We start from the raw sequence: 20,964 nt of genomic DNA on the forward strand, positions 1-20,964 counted from the left end.
CCGGGCGCCTAGATCAGCCTCCGCGTCGCCTCGCGGGCGCGTTCCATGGTGGACTCCAGGGCGTCGGCGGGGTCGCCGAGCACGCCTTCGAGGAGGAACGCGGCGAACCCGTGGGCGACGGCGCCGACGGTGTGGATGAGGTCGATGGCGCTGTGCGGGTCGTCGCGTAGCTGTGCCGCGGGGCCCCGCAACAGCGTCAGGACGCGGTTGCCCGCCACGGCGAGGTCGTAGTAGCGGGTTTTCTTCAGGCCCGCGTTGAACGTGATCTCGAACAGCGCCCGGTTGTCCGCGGCGAACTGGACGTAGGCGGCGGCGAAAGCGGCGAGCTGCTCGACGGGATCCGCCGCCGACTCGATGGCCTTGGAAAAGCGTTCGTACTGCTGCTCGTACCCCTTCTGGGCGATCGAGGCGAGCAGAGCGTCCTTGTCCGCGTAGTGCTTGTAGGGCGCCGCGACGCTCACCCCCGCCCTTCGGGATGCCTCCGCGAGGGTGAACGTGCCCTGCTGCGCCACCAGTTCGAGGGCCGCCTGTTCCAGGGCGTTGCGGAGGTCGCCGTGGTGCTTACCGGTCGGTCGGGTCGCCATGCTCCAAGGTTAGTAGTGCTAACCTGGTTAAAACTATTAACCATGGGAGCGATCATGAACTTCGACCACGTCGGCCTCTCCGTAGCCGACCTCGACCTGCAACAGGCCTTCTACGAGCGAGCGCTGGGCCTGAACGAGGTGGAGGAGAGTTTCGCGATGCCTGAAGCGCAAGTGCGCTCGGTGGTGCTCAGAAACCCCGCCGGGCTCAAGATCGAGTTGATCGAGCGCGGCGGATCCGCGCCGCAGGAGTTCACCGACCCCTTCGACGGCGCGGGCACCCAGGGCTACTTCCACTGGTGCCTGGCGGTGGACAACGTCGAGAAGTCCTTTGCCCAGCTCATCGAGGCCGGCGCGACCGAGGTGTCGCAGCCCGCGGACGGCGCCCGCCAGGGCACGAGGTTCGCCTACGTCAAAGACCCCGAGGGCAATCTGCTGGAGCTGAAGAAGGTATGAAAAAGGGCGCCCCGGTTGGTCCGGGGCGCCTCGTCGGTGGGGGATCAGGCCTGTGCGGCGGGCATGCCGATGGACAGCTTCGCCAGCAGGTTGCGGGCCGCTTCCGCCTGTGCGGGCACGGCCAGCACGTCGTAGCGGCGGGCGACGATCTGGCTGTGCGACACGAAGTCGCGCTGGCCGCGGGTGGCGCCGTAGTTGATGGCCGAGAAACCCATGCCGAACACGACACCGGTCACCAGGCCGATCAGGATCGGGCCGAACCCGGCGCCGACGGTGAACAGGCTCAGCATCAGGCCGATGAACAGGCCGAACCACGCGCCGCTCATGGCACCCGCGCCGAGCACGCGGCCCCACGAAAGGCGGCCGGCGACCCGCTCGACCAGCAGCGGCTCGACGCCGACGATGGTGACGTTCTGGACCGGGAACTTGCTGTCCGCCAGGTAGTCCACCGCGCGCTGTGCGTCGGCGTACGTGTCGTAAGAGCCGACCGGCCATCCGTTCGGCATCGTCGGAAGGGACGGGACTGCGTTGTTCATGGGACGGAATGCCGTGTTGATTGGACTGGTCATCGCTCTCTCCCCGTTGGGGTGCTTTGTGTCTACACCCGGTTCAACGTGGGGGAAGCGGCGGTTTGTGCCCGGTGCCCGATACTCACAGCCACCTATCAGGCGATTCTCAGGCCAGGCTTGGGGGCGGACCGGGTGGGGTCCGCCCCCGCCCTGGTCAGCCGCCGTTCGACGGCTGATAAACCTGAGCGGCCAGGGTGCGGGCGGAAGCCGCGCCCGCGATCTTGTCGACCGCCCGCAGCCACTTGCGGCCCATGTCGGACCGGGCCTGCACGGCGGGGTGCGTGGCGCCGAAGTCCTCCGGGTGCGCCTGGCCCCGGGCGAACAGCGAGTAGGTCAGCACCGGCTTGCCCGCGGTGTCGAACATGATCCCGGCCTCGTTGCGACCGTCGTTGAGCCAGCCCGCCTTGGTGGCGACCCGGCCGCGCTCGTCGGACGACATCATCCGGCGGATGCCGTCGGTGAACGCCACCTGCGAGCGCAGGATGTTGAACAGGAAGTCGGTCGAGGTCGCGCTCAGCAGCGTCCCGTGGATCAGCCCCTGCAGGATGTCGTGGGTCTCGCGCGGCGTGGTCTTGCCGAGGAAGAACCGGTTCGGGTTGGCCACCGGCACCACCTGGGTGTTCGGGAAGCCCTTGGCCACGATGATGTCGTTGATCTCCTTGGCCGGGCAGAGCAGCCCGGACAGCCGCACACAGGTGTCGTCGGACACCGTGAGCAGCAGGGACATGACGTGCCCGGCGGTGAACGCGCTCGGGTAGGCCCGGTCCAGCTTGATGATGCCGTCGCCGTTGGGGATGACGATGTCGGCCGGCACCTGGACCTGCTGGTCCAGGGTGAGCAGGCCGCGGTCGATCTTGTCCAGCACGGCCATGGCGACCGCGATCTTGTTGACGCTGTACGCCTCGACCACGTCGGTGGACCCGGCGTCCACGGCCGCGACCGGCGTGCCGTCCGGGTCGGCCACGGTGATGTAGGCGTTCCACGTCCCGCCCGCGTTCGCGGTCTCCCGGTCGTAGACCCGCTTGACCTGGCGGCGGGCGCGGTCCGGGGTGGATGGGCTGACTTCTTCGACGTCCTCGGCAGCATTAGCGGTGCCGGTGAGAACAGTGGTGGCGGCGATCGCGGTCCCCAAGCCGAACGCCGCTCTGCGGTTGATGTACCCCATGCCCGCACATCCAATCACACGTTCGGCCTAACCCGCCCGGGCGATGAAGACGAACTGTTGCCTGCCCCCGCCGGTCACATCCGGCCTGGTCGTCTTGTCGTCGTGGTGTCTCTGCGGCAAACCGTTCGAAGATTGCGTCACGATCGGATGAACCGGGTCGGTCCCCCGTCCGTGTAACCCATTGATGGGAGGGGTGACGCCAGATGAGATCACAGACTGCCCCGCGGCGGAGCTCGGGAGCGCCTGGCCCGGTTTTCACCATCTCTGACCTCGCCTACCAGGTGCTCTGGGAGTACCTCGGGCTGCCGGACATGCCAGAGACGCTGACCGTGTCGCGCTACACCCGCGGTGAGCGCGGGGCCGCCCCGAAGGCGTGGGCCGAGCTGCAGCGCGCGGGTCTCTCGGACAGCCAGGGCAACCCGCATCCACGCCTCGTCTCGTTGTTCAACGTGCTCGCCCGGCCCCGGCGCGCGGTCGGCGCCCGGCTGTGGCTGGGCGGCCCGGTGCGCGCGTTCGCCGCGTCCTCCGGTGACCAGGGCGCCTTCGGTGTGTACGTCGGCGGCCACGTCAACATCCACGCCATCCGGCCGGAAGACGTCGCCCGAGCCCCGGTCAGCCTGCTGCTGGACGTCGTGCACGGCCCGGGCTGCACGGTCTCGCTGCCCAACGAGGTCATCGCGGACGCTCGCTACCGCTCGATCACCGGCCCCGCCGACCACATCCCCGCGCGGGCCCCGCGGCTGGGCTCCGAGGAGGCGAACTGGCTGGCCGAGACCATCTACGGGGCCACCGACCGCGGCGAGTTCACCGCCGCGGTGATCGACCACATGGGCTACTCGGTGCGCGACGACGAGCTGGTCGGGTTCTTCGACTCGCCCAACGGCCGGTACCTGATCGAGGAGTACCGGGCCTCCGACGGCCGCGACTGGACCACCATCGAGCCGGCCACCTCCCGGATGCTCGTCGAATGCATCGAACGGACCCTGCTCAGCCTGGCCGGGCACATGATGAGCGAGCTGTCCCGGGCTAACCAGCCGTCCTGAGCAGCAACTGCAGCTGTGTGACGAGGCGCTGCTTGGGGTCGTCCAGGTCGATCCCGGCGACCTCGGCCGCCCGTTTGATCCGGTACCGCAAGGTGTTCGGGTGGATGTGCAGACGGCCGGCTGCGGCACGCACGTCGCCCAGCGACTCCAGATAGGTCAACAGCGACGGGACGAGGTGTCCCGCGTGTTTGCCGTCGTACTCAACGAGATCGTCCACCCGCGGATCCCGGATCTCAGGGTGGTCCGCCAGCACGCCGAGCAGTTCCGACACCATGACCTCGGCCCGGACGTCGGCGATGCTCGCCACCGGCAGGTCCAGGCCCGCGTCCAGCACCCGGTCGGCCTCCCGCCGGGCCGCCGCGGACTGCGCGAGATCCGTCGCCACACCCACGGCCGCGCGGATGTTTCCCGCCGCGGCAACGATTTCCTTGGTCAGCGCCAGGATCGCCTCGGCGGTCTGCAGTTCGGGCAGCAACGCGTAGACGCGCCCGCCGAGCGTGGTCACCAGGGCGGCGCGGCGGTATGCGGCGGTGTGCACGGCGATCAGGTTGGCCATCTCGGCCCGGCGAAGTTCCAGTACCGAGCGGTCGTCGACGGTCTCGTCGAGGGTGAACGCGAGCACCCCGGCCGGGCGCTTGGGATCCGCGCCGATCGTGGCCGCAACCGCTGCGGCTGTGGTGTTCCCGGCCAGCAGACCCGCGAGCAGGCTCTCGCGCAGGCGCAGTTCGGCGGCGGGGTTCTGGCGGCTGCGCACCAGGTGCAACGCGGTCACCCGGGCCGCGCCGAGCAAGGCGTTCCTGGCGCCGGAAGTCAACGGGGAGGCGCCTTCCATCACCCAGATCGTGCCGAGGTACTGCGAACCCGCGTGGATACCGACCACGATCCGCCGCCGGATGCCCAGCTCCGGGCGTTCCTCGACGTCCACGACGTCCTCGGAGGTGCGGACCTTCTCGTAGACACCCCACTCCCGCAACAACTTCAGCCACGGCTCGGGACCCTGCCGGCCCAGAATGGACAACCGGCGCAACTCGTCCACCTCGTCCGCCGACCGTGAATACGCCAGCACGCGGTTGGAGGTGTCCTCGATGCTGACCAGGCCGCCGGTCAGCGACGCGATGGTCTGCGCGAGCGAGAACAGGTCGCCGGACGTCTCCCCGGCCGACTCCATCCCGGCGAGGATGCTGTTGCGCGCCAGCGACTCCACCTGTTCCCAGCGGGCGTCCGCCCGGACGGACAACAGGGCCACGCCCTCGTCGGTGGCCGCCTGGGTGAGGACGTCGTCGCGGGACTTCACGGCGACCGCGACGGCACCTCGGCGAGCGGCGGCGCGCACGATCGGCACAGCGGCCCGGCCGCGCAACCCGATGAGCAGCACGACATCGCCCCGCCGCACGTCGGGAGCGTCGTCCGGGTCGAGGATCACGACGTCCCGGGCGATCCCGTCCAGGCCGCCGGGCGCGGTCAGCAGCTCGGCCAGCTGGTCGCCCAACGCGGCCAGGACCTGCCGCAGCCCGACCCCTTTGGCCGATTGTTCAAAGACCACGTCCGAAGTTTAGCCAACTACATAAAATCTGCAGGTCAACACGGACCTACCGTTGGTCCATGGACGCTGTGACCCATGTTCCCGCCCCCGTGAACGAGCCGGTCAACGACTACGCGCCCGGCACCGCGCCGCGGGCCGCGCTGGAAGCCGAGCTCGCGGCCCAGGCCAAGGAGACCGTCGAGTTCACCCTCACCATCGACGGTGAGCAGCGGATGGCCGGCGGCGCCCGCACCGACGTCGTGCAGCCCCACAACCACCGTGCCGTCCTCGGCACCCTCGCCAACGCGACCCACGAGGACGCCAAGGCCGCCGTCGCCGCGGCCAAGCGCGCCGCCCCCGCGTGGCGCTCGCTGTCCTTCGACGACCGCGCCGCCATCCTGCTGCGGGCGGCCGACCTGCTGACCGGTCCGTGGCGCGCCCGGCTGAACGCCGCGACCATGCTGGGCCAGTCCAAGACCGCCATCCAGGCCGAGATCGACGCCGCCTGCGAGCTGGCCGACTTCTGGCGGTTCAACGTGCACTTCGCCCGCCAGATCCTGGCGGAGCAGCCGATCAGCTCGCCGGGCGTGTGGAACCGCACCGACCACCGGCCGCTGGAGGGCTTCGTCTACGCGATCACCCCGTTCAACTTCACCGCCATCGCGGCGAACCTGCCGACCGCGCCCGCGCTGATGGGCAACACGGTCGTCTGGAAGCCGTCGCCCACGCAGTCGCTGTCCGCGCACCTGACCATGCGCCTGCTGGAGCAGGCCGGCCTGCCCGCCGGTGTCATCAACCTGGTCACCGGTGACGGCCTGGCCGTCTCGGACGTCGCGCTGACCGACCCGGACCTGGCCGGGATCCACTTCACCGGGTCCACCAAGACCTTCCAGCACCTGTGGGGCCAGGTCGGCGCCAACATCGCCGGCTACCGCACCTACCCGCGGATCGTGGGGGAGACCGGCGGCAAGGACTTCGTGCTCGCGCACCCGTCCGCCGACGTCGACGTGCTGCGGACCGCGTTGGTGCGTGGTGCTTTCGAGTACCAGGGCCAGAAGTGCTCGGCCGCGTCCCGCGCGTACATCCCCGCGTCGGTGTGGAAGAAACTGCAGGGCGACTTCCTCGCCGAGGTCGACGCGCTGCCGATGGGTGACGTCACCGACTTCAGCAACTTCATGGGCGCGGTCATCGACCGCCGCTCGTTCGACAAGCTCTCCGGCGTGCTGGAGCAGGCCAAGGCCGACCCGGCGCTGACCGTGCTGGCGGGCGGAACCGCTGACGACAGCGACGGTTTCTTCGTCCGGCCGACCGTCCTGCTCGGCTCGAACCCGGCGCACGAGGTGTTCACCACCGAGTACTTCGGCCCGGTGCTGGCCGTGCATGTCTTCGAGGACAACGACTTCGACGCCGTGGTCAAGCAGATGGAGTCCGCGGCGCCCTACGGCCTGACCGGTGCGGTGATCGCCAACGACCGCGCGGCCGTCGCTCGCGTCTCGGAGGAACTGCGGTTCGCCGCGGGCAACTTCTACGTCAACGACAAGCCCACCGGCGCCGTCGTCGGCCAGCAGCCGTTCGGCGGTGGCCGGGCCTCGGGCACCAACGACAAGGCCGGGTCCGCGTTGAACCTGCAGCGTTGGGTTTCGCCGCGGTCGATCAAGGAAACCTTTGTCCCGCCGACCTCTTCGCGTCACCCGCACCAGGGTTAGGAGTTCGATCATGTTGCGTGCCAGCCTGCTCGCCGCCGCCCGCTCGCCCTTGGCCCGCAAGGTCGTCGAGCGCAACCCGCTGACCAAGCCGGTGGTCACCCGGTTCGTGGCCGGCGCGCACACCGAGGACGCCGTCGCCGCCACCCGGGCCCTGGTGGACTCGGGTCGCGCGGTGACCATCGACTACCTCGGCGAGGACACCACCGACGCCACCCGGACCGTCGAGGCCTACGAGACCCTGCTGTCCGCATTGGACACGGCCGGCCTGGCCGCGGGCGCGGACGTCTCGGTCAAGCTTTCCGCGGTGGGGCAGGCCCTGCCGGACGACGGGCACAAGATCGCCATGGAGAACGCCTGGCACATCGCCGAAGCGGCCGCCGCGGTCGGTGCCACGCTGACCCTGGACATGGAGGACCACACCACCACCGACTCCACCCTGGAGATCCTCACCGACCTGCGCGTGGACTTCCCGCGCGTGGGCGGTGTCCTGCAGGCGTACCTGCGCCGGACCGAGGGCGACGCGCGGGATCTCGCGGTCGCCGGGTCGCGGATCCGGCTGTGCAAGGGTGCCTACAAGGAGCCCGAGTCCGTTGCGTTCCAGGGCAAGTCCGAAGTGGACCAGAGCTACATCCGGTGCCTGAAGGTCCTGATGGAGGGCGACGGCTACCCGATGGTCGCCTCGCACGACCCGCGAATCGTCGCCATCGCCGGTGAGCTGGGCGCCGGTAAGGCGTTCGAGTATCAGATGCTGTACGGGATCCGGCCGCAGGAGCAGGAACTGATCGCGCACCGCGGCGACACGATGCGTGTGTACGTTCCCTACGGAGTGCAGTGGTACGGGTACTTCATGCGCCGTTTGGCGGAGCGCCCGGCCAACCTCGCGTTCTTCCTGCGGGCCATGATCACCCGAGGATGAGTTTCTTTAAGATGTGAATCATCTTCGGTTCAAGGGTCGTTTACCTGTCCGATTCAGTGTTGCGGCGCAGCCTCGCAACACTAGGAGCGGACCTTGGGACACGACCATCACCACCCACACGAGCATGCACACGCGCGCACGGCTGAGGACCTGCCGAGGGCGATGGACACCTCGGTCCCGGACGGTGAGCTGAGCCGCGACGAGCTGTCCCGCCGCTCGGTGCTGCGTCGTGCGGGTCTGCTCGGTGCGGGCCTGGCCGCCGCCGGGAACGTGCTGACCGCCTCCCCGGCCGCGGCGACGCAGGATCGCGCTCCGCGCGGCGGGTTCCGCTGGCTCGCGGGTGACCACCACGTGCACACCCAGTACAGCGACGACGGCAAGTACCGCGTGCTCGACCACGTCCAGCACGGCAACGCCTACGGCCTGGACTGGATGGTGATCACCGACCACGGCGGCGAGCAGCACGCCAAGATCGGCGTGGAGAAGGTCAACCCGGACATCAAGGCGGCCCGGGCCGCGTTCAACGACACTCTGGTTTTCCAGGGCCTGGAGTGGAACATCCCGGGCGCCGAGCACGGCACGGTGTTCGTACACCCCGGCCGCAACGAGATGTCCCTGCTCAAGGAGTTCGAGCTCACCTACGACGGCAGGCTGACGGAGGCCAACCCGGCCAAGGAGGCGCTGGCCATCGCGGGCATCAACTTCATGGCCGACGCGGTGCGCCGCCGCCGGATCGACGACGCCCTGATGCTCGCCAACCACCCGGCCCGCAAGGGACTGGACTCGCCGCACGAGATCCGTGGCTGGCGGGACGCGCAGCCGCGGATTTTCGTTGGCATGGAAGGCGCTCCCGGTCACCAGGCGGCCGGAATCCCGGCGCCGCAAGGCGGTGGGCGCGCTCGCGGGTATTACGACGGCTCGCACGGTTCGGACGCGTTCGCCGGGTACCCGCCGGAGAGCTACCGGACCTGGGGCGGGTTCGACTGGATGACCGCCACCGTGGGCGGTGTCTGGGACAGCCTGCTGGCCGAGGGAAAGCCGTGGTGGATCACGGCGAACTCGGACTCGCACAGCGTGTACGCGGACAACTCGGTGCGCGGCCCGAACAGCAACTTCGCCGTTGACGGCAAGCACGCCGACCCGGTGTACGGCGGCACGCTCGCCCTCGGCGAAGGTGACTTCTGGCCCGGTTGCTACAGCCGGACCCACGTCGGCGCAACGGACTTCTCGTACGCCGCGGTGATGGACGGCATCCGGGCCGGGCGGGTCTGGGTCGACCACGGCGGCCTGATCAGCGGCCTCGACGTCCGGCTGCGCACGTCCGGTGGCTGGGCGCAGACCAGCTCCACCCTGGGCGGCACGCTGCACGCCCGGCGCGGCACCCCGGTCGAGCTCGTCATCACGATCGACCTGGCCAACGGGCCGAACTGGGCCCAGTTCGTGCCCACGCTGGCCCGGGTCGACGTCATCCAGGGCGCGGTCACCGGTGCGGTCAAGGACCTCGACACGTTGCGCGCACCCGAGACGAAGGTCGTGAAGTCCTTCGAGGTCAACAAGTCCACCGGGACGGTCACCTTCACGTACCCGCTGGGCCGGCTCGACCGCCCGGTGTACGTGCGGTTGCGTGGCACCGATGGAAACCGTGTTGCGCCTGGTTTCCATGGTGCCGCTGTGGATCCGGCCGGTCCGGCGATGGATGTCCAGGGCGATGCCGACCCGTGGAAGGACCTCTGGTTCTACACCAACCCGATCTGGGCGCTGCCTTACTAGGTATAGCGGTGCCGTTGATCTCGTAGGCCGGGTCGAGCGAGGCCCACACGAGATCGGCGGCACCCCTCGTCGGCACGAACGGTGAGATCGTGCCGATGAAACCGCCGAGATCGTTGGGGTTGCCGAACAACTCACTGGCGAAGGCCAATGGGAGCACGACGACGCGGTTATCTCGAGGTCCGCGAGCGACGCGCGGCCGCGGTCCACGACCACCACCCGCTCGGCCAGCGCTTCGACTTCTTCCAGGTAGTGACTGGTCCAGTCCGGTGGTCGGCTCGTCGAGGAAGACGATCCTCGGCCGTCCGGCGGACGCCAGCGCCACGGCGACCCGTCGGCTCTGCCCGCCCGGCAGACCCCCAGCCCGCCGGTCGGCGAACTCCGCCAGGCCGAACCGCTCGATCACCTCGTCCGGGTCGAGCGGGTCCGGATAGTGCGCCGCCACGAACTCGACGCACTCGCGGACCCGCAGCTTCGGCGGCAGGCCCGAGTGCTGCGGCGTCATGCCCAGAGCGCGGCGCACCGCCGGTCGCTCCGGGCGGCCGTCCCCGATCTCCACCTGGCCCGATGTGGGCCTGCGCAAGCCGGTGAACAGGTTCACCAGCGTCGTCTTGCCCGCGCCGTCCGGCCCGAGCAGCGCTAACCTGGATCACCAGGGGTCAGGGGATGCGGGGGTACTCGGCCAGCGCGGTGGTGAACGCGTCCGGGGCGATGTGGATCATGCCTTGGAAGGGCTGGTCCAGCTCCAGTGAGAACCACACCGTGACGGCGATCAGCGCGGCCAGGAAGACCAGGCTGGCGACGTGCCGGATGCCCGACGTCAGGCCGATCACCAGCGGGTAGACGACCATCGAGATGCCGCCGATGATGGTGCCCAGCAACAGGATCGTCAGCAGGGTGTCGTCGCTGGTGGCCTCGTTGACCCGGGCGCGGCGCTCGTCGGCGACCGTGCGCACGCCGTCCATCGCCTTGTCCCGCACCGACACCGACAGATCGCTGTCGGTCGGCAGCCGGTTGATCTCCGAGCGCAGCGCGATCAGCAGGTCGTCGGCCTTCTGGTCGGCCGTGCCCCGGTCCATCGCCGGCCACTCGCGGTTGATCACCTCGTTCGTGTACTCCTTGACCAGCGAACGGATCTGCGCGCGCGACTCCGGCGGCGCGTCGGTGACCTGCCAGTAGATCTCGGTCAGGCTGGACGCCTCGTCCTGCGCGTGCTGCTCGGTGGAGTCGGCGTTCGTCCAGGTGATCACCGTGTAGAAGGCGAGCACCACGATGAACAGCGCGTTGAGCACACCGCCGATGAACCCGAGCGCGTCGGAGTTGTACTCGCCCTCCTGCGCTCTTCTTCGCTTGCCTGCCAGGATGGTCGCGATCGCGGTCAGGAACATCGCTCCGATGACCAACACGAACAAGTACCCCGGCATCGTCACCGCCCATCCGTCGAAACCGCTCCATCGTGGACACACGGTCGCGAAGATCGCCATGGTCTGGGCGGAAATACACCGGGAGGAGTGAATACCCTGGCGGGTCTTGACGACGCTGGCTTACGGTCTGTTCACCTTGGACGCGGAGGGTGGCGTGCGCGGAAGTCGGTTGTGGGGCTTGGCAGGCGTTGTCTCGGCATTGCTCGGGTCCTCGATGCCACCGGTCGCGGCAGCCGGCCCACCGCCGGTGTCCACTGTCTACGATCAGCTGGTCTACGGCGATTTCGCGGTCATCGGCAACACGGTGACACAGTGCCCATCCACGCCGGGGCCCTATCCGGTGAAGATGTGCACGGACGCGCAGAACCAGGTCGGCTCGGGCATTCCGGCGCAGAACAACGGTCACCCGATGGGATGGGCGGACGTCGACACGTCCGCTTCGACGTACAACTCATCCAGCGCGAAGCTGACCATTCCCGCCGGTGCGCACATCGCGTACGCGCTCTTGTCGTGGGCGGGGGATACCGGTGCCCCGGCCGGAATCCCTTGTGGACGCGGGATGCCCAAGCCTCCTGGTGTGCCTCGTGACCAGGCGGTGTCGTTGTCGGTGGAGGGCAAGGCTTCGGACGTCAAGCCTGCGCGGTACACCGAGGACGGCGAGATTTCCTGGACGGACCAGCAGTTCTACAGTGCCTCGGCGGACGTCACCTCGTCGTTCAAGGGCCTGACCGGTCCCGCGTCGGTGATGGTCGGGAATGTCTGGACGCCGCAGGGGTATGACTGCTTCGGTGGGTGGTCTTTGCTTGCGGTGTGGGCGTTCGACGGTCCGGTCAAGGCGGCTCCGGCCCGGCGTCAGGTCACCGTTTACGACGGGCACATGCGCGTCCTCAGTGGCGTTCGTCGCGTGGATGCCCGGCTGGGTGCGATCAAGGCGGCCGGTGGGTCTTCGCGGGTCGGTGTCGCCGGGTACGAGGGGGACTGGGCCATTGGCGGAGACCAGTTCTCCGTCAACGGCCACGGCTATGGCGAGAACTTCTTCAAGTCCTTTGCGGACGGACGCGTTTCACCCAATGCGCTCAACAACATGAGCGTCGACGCGCAGACCGTGGACGTGTCCGCCGACGTGATGCGCCCGGGCGAGTCCGGGGCGGCTGTCAGCTTCACCAGCGGGCTGGACGCGTATCTCATCGGTGGCATCGCCGCGTCTTCCGCTCGGCCGGAGCTGGCCATCAGCACGCGGACCGACCGGGACACCGTGCATCCCGGCGACGACGTCACCCAGTCCGTGCTCATCACGAACACCGGCGGGGCTCCGGCGGTCGACGTTCGTGCGACGGAAAGCCTTGGCCCGGCTTGTGATCAGAACGTCGGCCGGATCGAGGCGGGGAAGTCCGTCACCGTCACCTGCACTCGCGCCGCTGGTGCCCAGGACTTCGGGCTGACCGCGAAGGTCACCGGGCAGAGCCTGGTCGGCGATCCGCTGTCGGATGAGTCCGAGACCGCTGTGGTGGTCATCGATCCGGCGATCACCGTCACCAAGTCCGCCTCACCAACCACTGTCCTCAATGGACAGACCGTGAACTACGACATCTCCGTGCGCAACACCGGGAACACCGCGCTGTCCCAGGTTTCCGTGGATGACAAGCAGATCGACAACTGTGACCGCGGCGATCTCGGAACGCTGTACGTCAACCAGATCGTCACCGTCAACTGTTCTGTCGTCGCGGGCGACTACGGCTTCACCAACAACGTCACGGTCAGCGGCACGGACAAGATCGGCAAGCGGGTCACCGCCGATGCCCATGCTGCTTTCGCTGTCGTCGCCCCGAAAATCGAGTTCACCGTCACCCCATCCACCCATGCGGCGCGCACCGGGGACGTCGTGACGTTCACCATCTCCCTGAAGAACCCGACCCGGATCACGTTGAGCTCCGTCCGCGTCGACGGCACGCCAACCGCTTGCGCTCGCCCGATCGGGACCCTCGCGCCTGGGCAGGAAGTCGTCTACTACTGCGACGTCCGCATCACCGGCCGCTTGACCACCAATCTTTCGGTGACCGCCACACCCGCCGTCAGCGACCAGGCCCGCCAGGAAACCGTCTATGCCACCGCGGCCAGTGTCGTGACCCTCATCCCCGAGAACCCCACCCCCATCGCCCCGCCCGCGATCAAGAAGGAGGCTGTCGCCACCCCCACCCCCGCTCCAGCCCCGACCGCGCTGTTGATCGCGGGCCTCGCCACCCTGGCGACGTTCGTCACGATCGGAGCCATCAGCAGCACCGCGGGCCGCCCCGGCAAGTGAAAAGGTGCACAACCCCGAGCTGGCCCCAGGAGATCGTTCTGCCCGACGCGGTGCGGCCCACCGCGATCCCGCAACTTCGACGAGGGCGTCTACGGCAACCACGGCTGGGGTGACACCGGTGCAACGGTCCCGATCGGCCGGTCCGGCCTGGTCCGGTTCTCGCCGGAGCTGCGGCCGGAGTGGGAGTTTTCCCGAGGGGGACTGGGGGAGCATTTCCGGCATGCTACATGCTCAACGTCTGGGGCGAGGACCCCTGGGCCTGCTACTACACGGACTTCCCGATCGTGTCCATCCACAGTGGACGAGTTCTCGGCTGGCGCGGCGGAGTCCCGTTCGCCAGTGCGTTCATCGAGCTGCTGCGGTTCCTGGCCATCGGACAGGGGCCCGCGCTGGATGTGTTCGGGGGAGCCGCGGGCTGGTATCAGACCGAGCTGGGGACGCTCATCTCGGGCGGATGATCGACATGGTGGCGGTGGCGTGCGCGTAGAGCCGCTCGTCCTTGCCGGTCAGGCGGGCCTCGGCGAGCATGGTTCGCTTGCCGGGGTTGATGATCGTGCCCTCGCAGCGCAGGGTTCCGGTGGTCAGCAGCACCGGGTTGAGGTACTTCACGTTGAGGTCGGTGGTCAGCAGGCCTTCACCGATGTCCAATGTGGTCTGCACGGCGGCGCCCGCGGCGGTGTCCAGCACGGTCGCGAGCACGCCGCCGTGCACGACCCCGCCCGGGTTGGTGTGGATGATGTCCGGCTCGATCTCGAACGTGGCGTGGCCGGGGGAGACGGCGGTGATCCGGTAGGCCAGCGTGCTGCCGATCGGCGGCGGGGGAAGTTCGCCCCGGATGACCGCTTGGAGAAGTTCCAGCCCGGTCATCCGCAGCACCGCGTCGACGGTCGGCTGCGGGTCATCCCATGTGTGTGTGCGTGTGCTCACGCTGAGTCAGCCTACAGCCAGTCCTTGCGTTTGAACGAGGTGTACAGGCCGATGGACGCCAGCACGATGGCCACTGTGGACAGCCAGAAGCCCCACACGTGGTCGGTGCCGGGCACCGGCACGTTCTGCCCGTAGACGCCGGTGATCAGGGTCGGCACCGCGATGATCGCCGCCCAGCTGGTCACCTTCTTCATGATCAGGTTCATCCGGTTGCCCTGCAGGTTCACCTGGGTGTCATGGATGGTGGTGATCAGGTCCCGCAGCGACTCCACCTGCTCGTTGGCGTACAGCACGTGGTCCAGCACGTCCTGGTAGTACGGCATCATGTCCGCGGTGTAGAGCGGGTTCTCCCGGCGCAGCAACGAGTTGAGAATGTCGTGCATCGGGGAGACCTTGCGCCGCAACCCGTTGAGGCTCTTGTGCGTGCGCAGTGACCGTTTCTGCAGGCTCATCGAGGTCGGCGACTCGCTGAACACCGCGTCCTCCAGCTGCTCGACCAGGTCGTCCAGCACGCCCAGCGAGTCGATGTGGCTGTTCACCACGGCGTCGAGCACGGTGTAGAGCAGGTAGCCCACGCCGGCCGCGGTCTGGTCCGCCTCCTCGTCCCAGCGCTCGGTGACGGCGTCCATCGACATGTTGCTGGACTTGCCGACCGTGACCAGGGCCTGTTTGGTCAGGAAGACCGCCAGTTCCTGGGCGTGCAGGGCGCCGGTCTTGGCGTTGATCGAGGTCTCGTAGGCGATCAGCAGGCCGTGGTTGTTGTAGTGGTTGAGCTTGGGCCGTTGGTGTTTCTGCACCGCGTCCTTCACCGCGATCGCGTGCAGCCCGAGCGCCTGGGCGACCTCGGCCAGGTCCTGCTCGGTCGGCTCGGTGAAGTCGAGCCAGACCACCGCGTCCGGGTCGGCCAGGTACCTGGTCAGCTCGCTGGGCGGGAAATCCTCGGCTTCGAGCCTGCCTGCCCGGTACACCCGCGAACGCGTCATGAGCAGCAACTTAGTCCCGGGGGACAGGACGTGCTTTCGTACGCTACGGTGTAGGACATCCTACGTCCGACGTTGGACGTGCCGAATGGAGAAGAGGCCCATGCCCGAGCCCACGCTGGCCGGCGGAGTCGTCCCGCCGGTGTGCACGCCGCTGACCCCCGAACGCGAGCTCGACGTGCCGTCGCTCGAGCGGCTCGTGGGGTTCCTGCTCGACGCGGGCGTGCACGGCCTGTTCGTCACCGGGTCCACCGGCGAGGTCGCCTACCTGCCCGACTCGGTCCGCTACCGGGCGCTCGAGGTGGTCGTGAGCACCGCGGGCGGCCAGGTGCCGGTGCTCGCGGGCATCATCGACACCACCACCCCGCGCGTGATCGAGCACGCGTACGCGGCCAAGTCACACGGCGCCAACGCGCTGGTCGCGACCGCGCCGTTCTACGCGCCGACCCACCTGGTCGAGTTCCCGGTGCACTTCCGGGCCATCCGCGCCGCGGTCGACCTGCCGCTGATCGGGTACGACATCCCGGCGTCGGTGCACTCCAAGCTGAACGCCGAGGTGGTCGCCGAGCTCGCGGCCGAGGGCGTCCTCGATGGGCTGAAGGACTCCAGCGGTGACCTGGACGGGTTGCGGGCGGTGCTGGAGCTGGTCGACACCAGCACGTTCACCTGTTTCTCGGGTTCGGAGACGCTCGCGGACCTTGGCCTGTTCCTGGGCGCGCACGGCCTGGTGCCGGGGATCGGCAACGTGGACCCGGAGGGGTACGTGCGGCTGTACGACGCCGCCAAGCGCCAGGACTGGGACGCGGCCCGCACCGAGCAGCAGCGCCTGCGTCAGCTGTTCAAGATCATCTATGTGGGTGACGCCCGGATGGGCCGCTACTCGTCGGCGATCGGGGCGTTCAAGGAGGGACTGGTGACTCGCGGGGTGATCGACCACGCGACCACGAGCCTGCCGATGATCCCGTTGAACGACACGGAACGCGCCGCCGTCCGGGCGTACCTCACCGACGCCGAGCTTGGTCCGCTGTAATGTTCGCCGGATACGGGACCACTCCGGGAGCAGCTGTGAGCCTGAACCAAGACCAGCCGCACCGGCTGTCCAGCCGGCTGAGCCGGGCGATCCGCGACGAGATCGCCGCGCTCATCCTGGACCGCGGGCTGCGCTCGGGCGACCCGCTGCCCACCGAGACCGAGCTGATGGAGTCGCTGGGGGTCAGCCGCAACTCGGTGCGGGAGGCGCTGAAAGCGTTGCAGGCGCTGGACATCGTCGACATCCGGCACGGACACGGCACGTACGTCGGCAAGCTGTCGCTCGACCCGTTGGCCGACGGGCTGACCTTCCGGGTGCTGCACGGGCTGGGCAGCGACATGAGCTCGCTGCGGGAGATCCTCGAGGTGCGCGAGGCGCTGGAGGGCGCGCTGGTCCGCCGGGTCGCCGAGGACATCCCGGCGGCCGACCTGACGGACCTGGACGACGTGATCGCCCGGATGAACGAGCGGGCGCAGCGCGGTGAGACGTTCGCCGAGGAGGACCGCGAGTTCCACGAGCTGCTCTACCGTTCGCTGGACAACGGCCTGGTGACGCAGCTGCTGACCGCGTTCTGGAACGTCTTCCACCGGGTGAACCACCGCCTCGGCGTGACCGACCCCGATCCGGTGGAGACGGTGAAACTGCACCGCGCGATCGTCACGGCCTGCCGCAAACACGACGTCGACCGCGCCGAGAAAGCCATGCACGAGCACTTCCGCAACCTCAACGCCCAGGTCAGACGCAAATAAAAGAAAACCACAAGGCCCGCCGTGCGACCATCCGGGCGATCACGTTCGTACGGCTGGGTCTGGGTGGGAATGAAGAAACGCATCATCTGGTCGATCATCGGCCTCGTGTTCGGGGCGATGGCCATCGCCGGCGGCCTGCTCAAGGCAAGCCACACCACACCCAACTCCGCGGTGGACTGCGGTGGCAAGATCATGTCCCCGGGCGACACCTGCGAGTCGACATCCAAAACGGGTGTGAAGAAGGTGAAGACCTACGAGGAACAGCGGCAGAGCAACCAGGGCGAGAACTACCTCGTGGTCGGCTTCGGCGGGCTGATCATGCTGATCAGCGCCTGGCAGCTGGTAAAAGGCCTGCGCGGCCCCAAAACCCCAGCGCCGCTCACCCAAGCGGCCCACCAAAACCCACCCACCCAACAGTGGCCACCCCACCCCACGCCGCCACAACAGCAATGGCCGCCGCGGCATTCCGCGCCAGCGCAACCACAGTGGCCAGCCCAGACACTCCAGGGCAATGCTCCGCAACCCTCGCCACCCCAGCAAGAGTGGCTCCAGCAAACCCCCACCGCCCGCCTCCAGCCACCACCCCCACAGCCGCAGTGGGACCCATCCCAGTCCTTCGGCCCCACCGGCGAAATTCCCGAAGACCAGCAGCCACCCCACCGCCAAGGCTGGTAGCCGCGCCTTCAGGGCTGCACCTGCCGGAGCCGCGCTTTCGCATGGCGAGGCTGGTAGCCGCGTCCTCGCGGCGGTACCCGCCGGGCTGTGGCTGTGCTGCTGGCGCTGCTCGGCCGCCCGGTGGATCGGCGTGGTCCGCTACTCCGCGGCGAGGAGGGCGCGGACTGCGTCGGTTTCGTGGGCGCCTAGTTTTTCGAGGGTTTCCAGGGCTTGGCGCCAGGTTTTGACGGCTTCCTGGTGGTTGCCGGTGGCTTGGTGGTAGCGGCCGAGGCTGATCTGGGACTTCGCGCGCCAGCGGGGGTCGCCGGAGGTGCTCAGGCGCGTGACGCCGGCGTCGAGGTGGGTCTTGGCCGTGCTGAGGTCGCCGAGGGCCAGGTGGATGTCACTCAGCTGGACCTCCGTGCAGGCCAGGCCGTGGGTGTCCAGTGTGGACAGCAGGAGCTCGCGGGACTCGATGGCGTGGTTGCGGGCCGCGGCGAGGTCTCCGTTGAGCAGCGCGGACCAGGCCAGGCAGCGCAGCGCGGCGCCCATCCGCCGCCGGTCACCGCCGATCCGCAGCAGCTCCAGGCTCTGGCTGAACATGTCCGCGGCCGTCGCGCGGTCGCCCATGTCCTGGTGGACGATGCCGAGCTCGCGCAGGCTCGCGCCCTCCCACCGGGAGTTGCCCAGCTCGTGGTAGGTCGACACGGCCTCGGTCAGGCACTCGATGGCCTCCGCCCACTGGCCGCGGTACCGGTACAGCACGCCGTACTCCCGCAACGTGTAAGCCCGCCAGCGCGGCTCGTCCAAACCCTCCAATGTGGACAAACATTCCGCGAAGTACCCGGCGGCCTCGTCCCACTGGCCCTGCAAGCGTTTGGCCACACCGACCGATAGCAGCGTGACGACCTCCAGCAGCGAGTCGCCGGCGGCCGGCAGGATGGTCAGCCCCTGCCGGAACGCCCGCTCGGAAGCGGCGAAGTCGCGCGTCTCCCGAGCGGCGAGGCCGGTGGCGAGCAACGCATAGGCCGTCCAATAAGGACTTCGCATCCGCTCGGCGGCAGCCAGGCTCACCGACGCGACCGACTTCAGGTCCGCCCACTGCGCTTGCAACTCCAGGAAAGCCGCCAGCAGGGCGGACAACCGGCACGTCGTCTCGTCATCCCGAACAGCGGCGGCCTCCTCGACCGCGAGCAGGATCGAGGGATGCTCCTCGGTGAACCAGCCGACCGGATCGTCCTCGACCCGGGGTGCCTCGATGGTCAGCGGCGGCGGCTCGAACCGGTGCAGCCCACCGAACTCCAGCTTCGCATCGGCCCGCATGCCGAGGTTCACGTACACCGCGGCGAGCCGGACCCGGGCTTCCTCGCGCTCCTCAGCAGACAACAACTCCTTGGCGTACAAGCGAATCAGGTCATGGAAGTAGTACCTGCCCGAAGGCCCGGACTCCAGCAGGTTCGCGTCGAGCAGGCTGTCCAGCAACCGCTCGGCCGCCCGCACCTCCACGCCCAAAGCCGCGGCGGCAGCCCACACCGGGAAGGTCGGCAGCGGCGCCAGGACACGGAAAGCGCGCTGCTCGTCGCCGGTGAGGCTGTCGTAGCTCAGCTCGAAGCCCGCCCGGATCTCCCGGTCGCCGCCGACCAGCTCGTCCAGCCGGTTGCGCGAGTCCTCCAGCCGCGCGGCCAGGTCCTCGACCGTCTGATGTGGACGCGACCGCAGCCGCGTGCCGACGATCCGCAACGCCAACGGCAACCCGCCGCACAGCCGCACGAGTTTCCTGGCGGCGGCCGAAGGGGAGACCTGCGGCGCGAGATCGGTCAGCAGGGCCAGCGCATCGGCGTCGTCCAAGCCATCCAGGTCGATCAGGTCACGCATGTCCAGGCCGGTCAGCCGCCGCCGGCTGGTGATCAGCACCGCGCACGACGGGTTGCCCGGGAACAGCGGCCGGACCTGGTCCTCCGAGGAGGCGTTGTCCAGCACCACCAGCACCTGGCGGGTCGCCGTGCGGTCGCGGAACAACCCAGCCCGTTCCTCCAGCGTCGCCGGGATGTCCGCGCTGGCCACGCCGAGGTCACGCAGGAACCGCGCGAGCACCTCGGCCGGGTCGCGCGGGGACGCACCGGCGCCGTGCAGGTCGACGAAAAGTTGCCCATCGGGGAACGCGGAACTCACCCGGTGCGCGGCGCGGACGGCCAACGCGGTCTTGCCGAGCCCGGGTTTCCCGGTGATCGCGACCACCGGCAGCGTCGAACCGGGCCGCAGCAACGAAACGAGCGTGCCCAGCTGCTCGCCGCGGCCCGCGTAGTGGTCGACGTCCGGCGGCAGCTGCCGGGGACCGCTGAACGGCTGCAGCTCGGGGTCGTCGCGCAGGATCTGCAGGTGCAACTGGCGCAACGCGGGCGCCGGCTCGAGCCCAAGCTCCTCGTTCAGCCGCTGGTAGAGGTCCTGGTAGGCGGTCAGCGCCTCGGGGGTGCGGTCCGAGCGGTGCAGCGCGAGCATCAGCCGGGCGACCAGCTGCTGGCGGTCCGGGTGCTCGGCGGCCAGCTCGGTCAGCTCGTGCATGATCTCGGCGTGCCGGTTGAGCCGCAGGTAGGCGTCGAACCGGTCCTCCTGCGCGGTCAGCCGGGCCTCGTCGAGCGGGCGGGCCAGCCGCAGCCGCACGTCCTCGGCGGTGATCGAGGACAGCGCCGGGCCCTCCCACAGGGCGAGCGCCTGCTCCAGCAGCTCGATCCGCTGCTCGTCCGGTCCGGTGCGGGCCTGCGCGGCCAGCGTGCGGAACCGGAACCAGTCGATCTGGCCGGGGTCGCACTGCAGCAGGTACCCGGAGCCTTCCCGGACCAGGGAGACGTCGTCGGCGACCGACAGCACCGACCGCAGCCTGCTGACCTGGGTGTGGATCACCGCCCGCGCGCTGTCCGGCGCGCCGTCCGGCCAGGTCAGCTCGACCAGGCGGTCCGCTGAGACGTGTCTGTTGGCCTCGAGCAGCAGCATCGTCAGCACGAACCGCTGCTTGCGGACGCCAAGATCAACGGGCTCGCCGCCCATCCACGCCCGTACCGGCCCCAACAGTTGAAATTCCATCCCGCGCTCACTGTATGCGATCTGCCGTTTCCTCGGAGCACGCAGCGAACCGCCCCCGGGTTGCCCGCTGTGCTAATGCACCGGATCGTGAC

The 20,964-nt window shown here is 68.9% G+C and carries 18 protein-coding genes and 1 pseudogene; 10 read left to right on the plus strand and 9 right to left on the minus strand.

Going from position 1 to position 20,964, the window contains the following annotated elements; translation table 11 throughout:
- Positions 1 to 8: 8 nt before the first annotated feature.
- Positions 9 to 584, minus strand: coding sequence for a WHG domain-containing protein (locus AB0J95_RS08965; protein WP_364754462.1), 576 nt, complete (start codon positions 582 to 584; stop codon positions 9 to 11).
- Positions 585 to 638: 54 nt separating this feature from the next.
- On the opposite strand from AB0J95_RS08965, the gene AB0J95_RS08970 reads away from it, so the two are divergent.
- Positions 639 to 1,037, plus strand: coding sequence for a VOC family protein (locus AB0J95_RS08970; RefSeq protein ID WP_364754464.1), 399 nt, complete (start codon positions 639 to 641; stop codon positions 1,035 to 1,037).
- Positions 1,038 to 1,081: 44 nt separating this feature from the next.
- Here the strand turns inward: AB0J95_RS08970 and AB0J95_RS08975 are convergent, their stop codons facing one another.
- A complete protein-coding gene (locus tag AB0J95_RS08975; RefSeq protein WP_364754468.1) occupies positions 1,082 to 1,606 on the minus strand; it encodes a general stress protein in 525 nt (174 codons plus the stop codon).
- A 154-nt stretch (positions 1,607 to 1,760) separates the two neighbouring features.
- Positions 1,761 to 2,771: a serine hydrolase gene (locus AB0J95_RS08980; RefSeq protein WP_364754470.1), complete on the minus strand. Its 1,011-nt coding sequence runs from the start codon at positions 2,769 to 2,771 to the stop codon at positions 1,761 to 1,763.
- A 203-nt stretch (positions 2,772 to 2,974) separates the two neighbouring features.
- On the opposite strand from AB0J95_RS08980, the gene AB0J95_RS08985 reads away from it, so the two are divergent.
- Positions 2,975 to 3,814, plus strand: a complete 840-nt coding sequence (locus AB0J95_RS08985) for an ESX secretion-associated protein EspG (RefSeq protein ID WP_364754472.1) — start codon at positions 2,975 to 2,977, stop codon at positions 3,812 to 3,814.
- Here the strand turns inward: AB0J95_RS08985 and AB0J95_RS08990 are convergent.
- Positions 3,798 to 5,357 carry a helix-turn-helix domain-containing protein gene (locus AB0J95_RS08990; RefSeq protein WP_364754475.1) on the minus strand — a complete coding sequence of 520 codons (1,560 nt, stop codon included), beginning with the start codon at positions 5,355 to 5,357 and terminating at the stop codon, positions 3,798 to 3,800. The genes AB0J95_RS08985 and AB0J95_RS08990 overlap by 17 nt on opposite strands.
- A gap of 59 nt (positions 5,358 to 5,416) precedes the next feature.
- Here AB0J95_RS08990 and pruA point away from each other — a divergent pair, with 59 nt between their 5' ends.
- From pruA to AB0J95_RS09005, 3 genes are all read left to right on the plus strand, one after another.
- On the plus strand, positions 5,417 to 7,042 hold the full coding sequence (pruA, locus tag AB0J95_RS08995) for an L-glutamate gamma-semialdehyde dehydrogenase (RefSeq protein ID WP_364754478.1): 1,626 nt from the start codon (positions 5,417 to 5,419) through the stop codon (positions 7,040 to 7,042).
- A gap of 10 nt (positions 7,043 to 7,052) precedes the next feature.
- Positions 7,053 to 7,958, plus strand: a complete 906-nt coding sequence (locus AB0J95_RS09000) for a proline dehydrogenase family protein (protein WP_364754480.1) — start codon at positions 7,053 to 7,055, stop codon at positions 7,956 to 7,958.
- A gap of 93 nt (positions 7,959 to 8,051) precedes the next feature.
- Positions 8,052 to 9,728: a PHP domain-containing protein gene (locus AB0J95_RS09005; protein ID WP_364754483.1), complete on the plus strand. Its 1,677-nt coding sequence runs from the start codon at positions 8,052 to 8,054 to the stop codon at positions 9,726 to 9,728.
- A 325-nt stretch (positions 9,729 to 10,053) separates the two neighbouring features.
- Here the strand turns inward: AB0J95_RS09005 and AB0J95_RS09010 are convergent.
- Together AB0J95_RS09010 and AB0J95_RS09015 are read right to left on the minus strand one after the other, a co-directional pair.
- A pseudogene (locus tag AB0J95_RS09010) lies at positions 10,054 to 10,326 on the minus strand (ATP-binding cassette domain-containing protein); the annotation flags it as partial.
- A 58-nt stretch (positions 10,327 to 10,384) separates the two neighbouring features.
- Positions 10,385 to 11,131, minus strand: coding sequence for a hypothetical protein (locus AB0J95_RS09015; RefSeq protein ID WP_364754486.1), 747 nt, complete (start codon positions 11,129 to 11,131; stop codon positions 10,385 to 10,387).
- Positions 11,132 to 11,255: 124 nt separating this feature from the next.
- On the opposite strand from AB0J95_RS09015, the gene AB0J95_RS09020 reads away from it, so the two are divergent.
- Both AB0J95_RS09020 and AB0J95_RS09025 read left to right on the plus strand, forming a co-directional pair.
- Positions 11,256 to 13,451 carry a hypothetical protein gene (locus AB0J95_RS09020; RefSeq protein ID WP_364754489.1) on the plus strand — a complete coding sequence of 732 codons (2,196 nt, stop codon included), beginning with the start codon at positions 11,256 to 11,258 and terminating at the stop codon, positions 13,449 to 13,451.
- A 227-nt stretch (positions 13,452 to 13,678) separates the two neighbouring features.
- A complete protein-coding gene (locus AB0J95_RS09025; protein ID WP_364754492.1) occupies positions 13,679 to 13,909 on the plus strand; it encodes a hypothetical protein in 231 nt (76 codons plus the stop codon).
- On the opposite strand, the gene AB0J95_RS09030 is transcribed toward AB0J95_RS09025, so the two are convergent.
- A complete protein-coding gene (locus AB0J95_RS09030) occupies positions 13,893 to 14,378 on the minus strand; it encodes a PaaI family thioesterase (protein WP_364754495.1) in 486 nt (161 codons plus the stop codon). The genes AB0J95_RS09025 and AB0J95_RS09030 overlap by 17 nt on opposite strands.
- Before the next feature lie 11 nt (positions 14,379 to 14,389).
- Positions 14,390 to 15,361, minus strand: coding sequence for a magnesium transporter CorA family protein (locus tag AB0J95_RS09035; protein WP_364754497.1), 972 nt, complete (start codon positions 15,359 to 15,361; stop codon positions 14,390 to 14,392).
- Between the two features lie 100 nt (positions 15,362 to 15,461).
- On the opposite strand from AB0J95_RS09035, the gene AB0J95_RS09040 reads away from it, so the two are divergent.
- The 3 genes from AB0J95_RS09040 (at position 15,462) to AB0J95_RS09050 (ending at position 17,812) form a co-directional block, all read left to right on the plus strand.
- Positions 15,462 to 16,388, plus strand: coding sequence for a dihydrodipicolinate synthase family protein (locus AB0J95_RS09040; protein ID WP_364754500.1), 927 nt, complete (start codon positions 15,462 to 15,464; stop codon positions 16,386 to 16,388).
- Between the two features lie 35 nt (positions 16,389 to 16,423).
- Positions 16,424 to 17,137 carry a FadR/GntR family transcriptional regulator gene (locus AB0J95_RS09045; protein WP_364754502.1) on the plus strand — a complete coding sequence of 238 codons (714 nt, stop codon included), beginning with the start codon at positions 16,424 to 16,426 and terminating at the stop codon, positions 17,135 to 17,137.
- Between the two features lie 69 nt (positions 17,138 to 17,206).
- The gene (locus AB0J95_RS09050; protein ID WP_364754505.1) at positions 17,207 to 17,812 is read left to right on the plus strand and encodes a hypothetical protein; all 606 of its coding nucleotides are present in this window, start codon (positions 17,207 to 17,209) and stop codon (positions 17,810 to 17,812) included.
- A 138-nt stretch (positions 17,813 to 17,950) separates the two neighbouring features.
- Here AB0J95_RS09050 and AB0J95_RS09055 read toward each other — a convergent pair whose 3' ends face one another.
- Positions 17,951 to 20,872: a BTAD domain-containing putative transcriptional regulator gene (locus AB0J95_RS09055; RefSeq protein ID WP_364754508.1), complete on the minus strand. Its 2,922-nt coding sequence runs from the start codon at positions 20,870 to 20,872 to the stop codon at positions 17,951 to 17,953.
- Between the last annotated feature and the right edge of the window lie 92 nt (positions 20,873 to 20,964).

This window comes from Actinocrispum sp. NPDC049592, from assembly GCF_040675465.1.
In the GTDB taxonomy this organism is placed as follows: domain Bacteria; phylum Actinomycetota; class Actinomycetes; order Mycobacteriales; family Pseudonocardiaceae; genus Kibdelosporangium.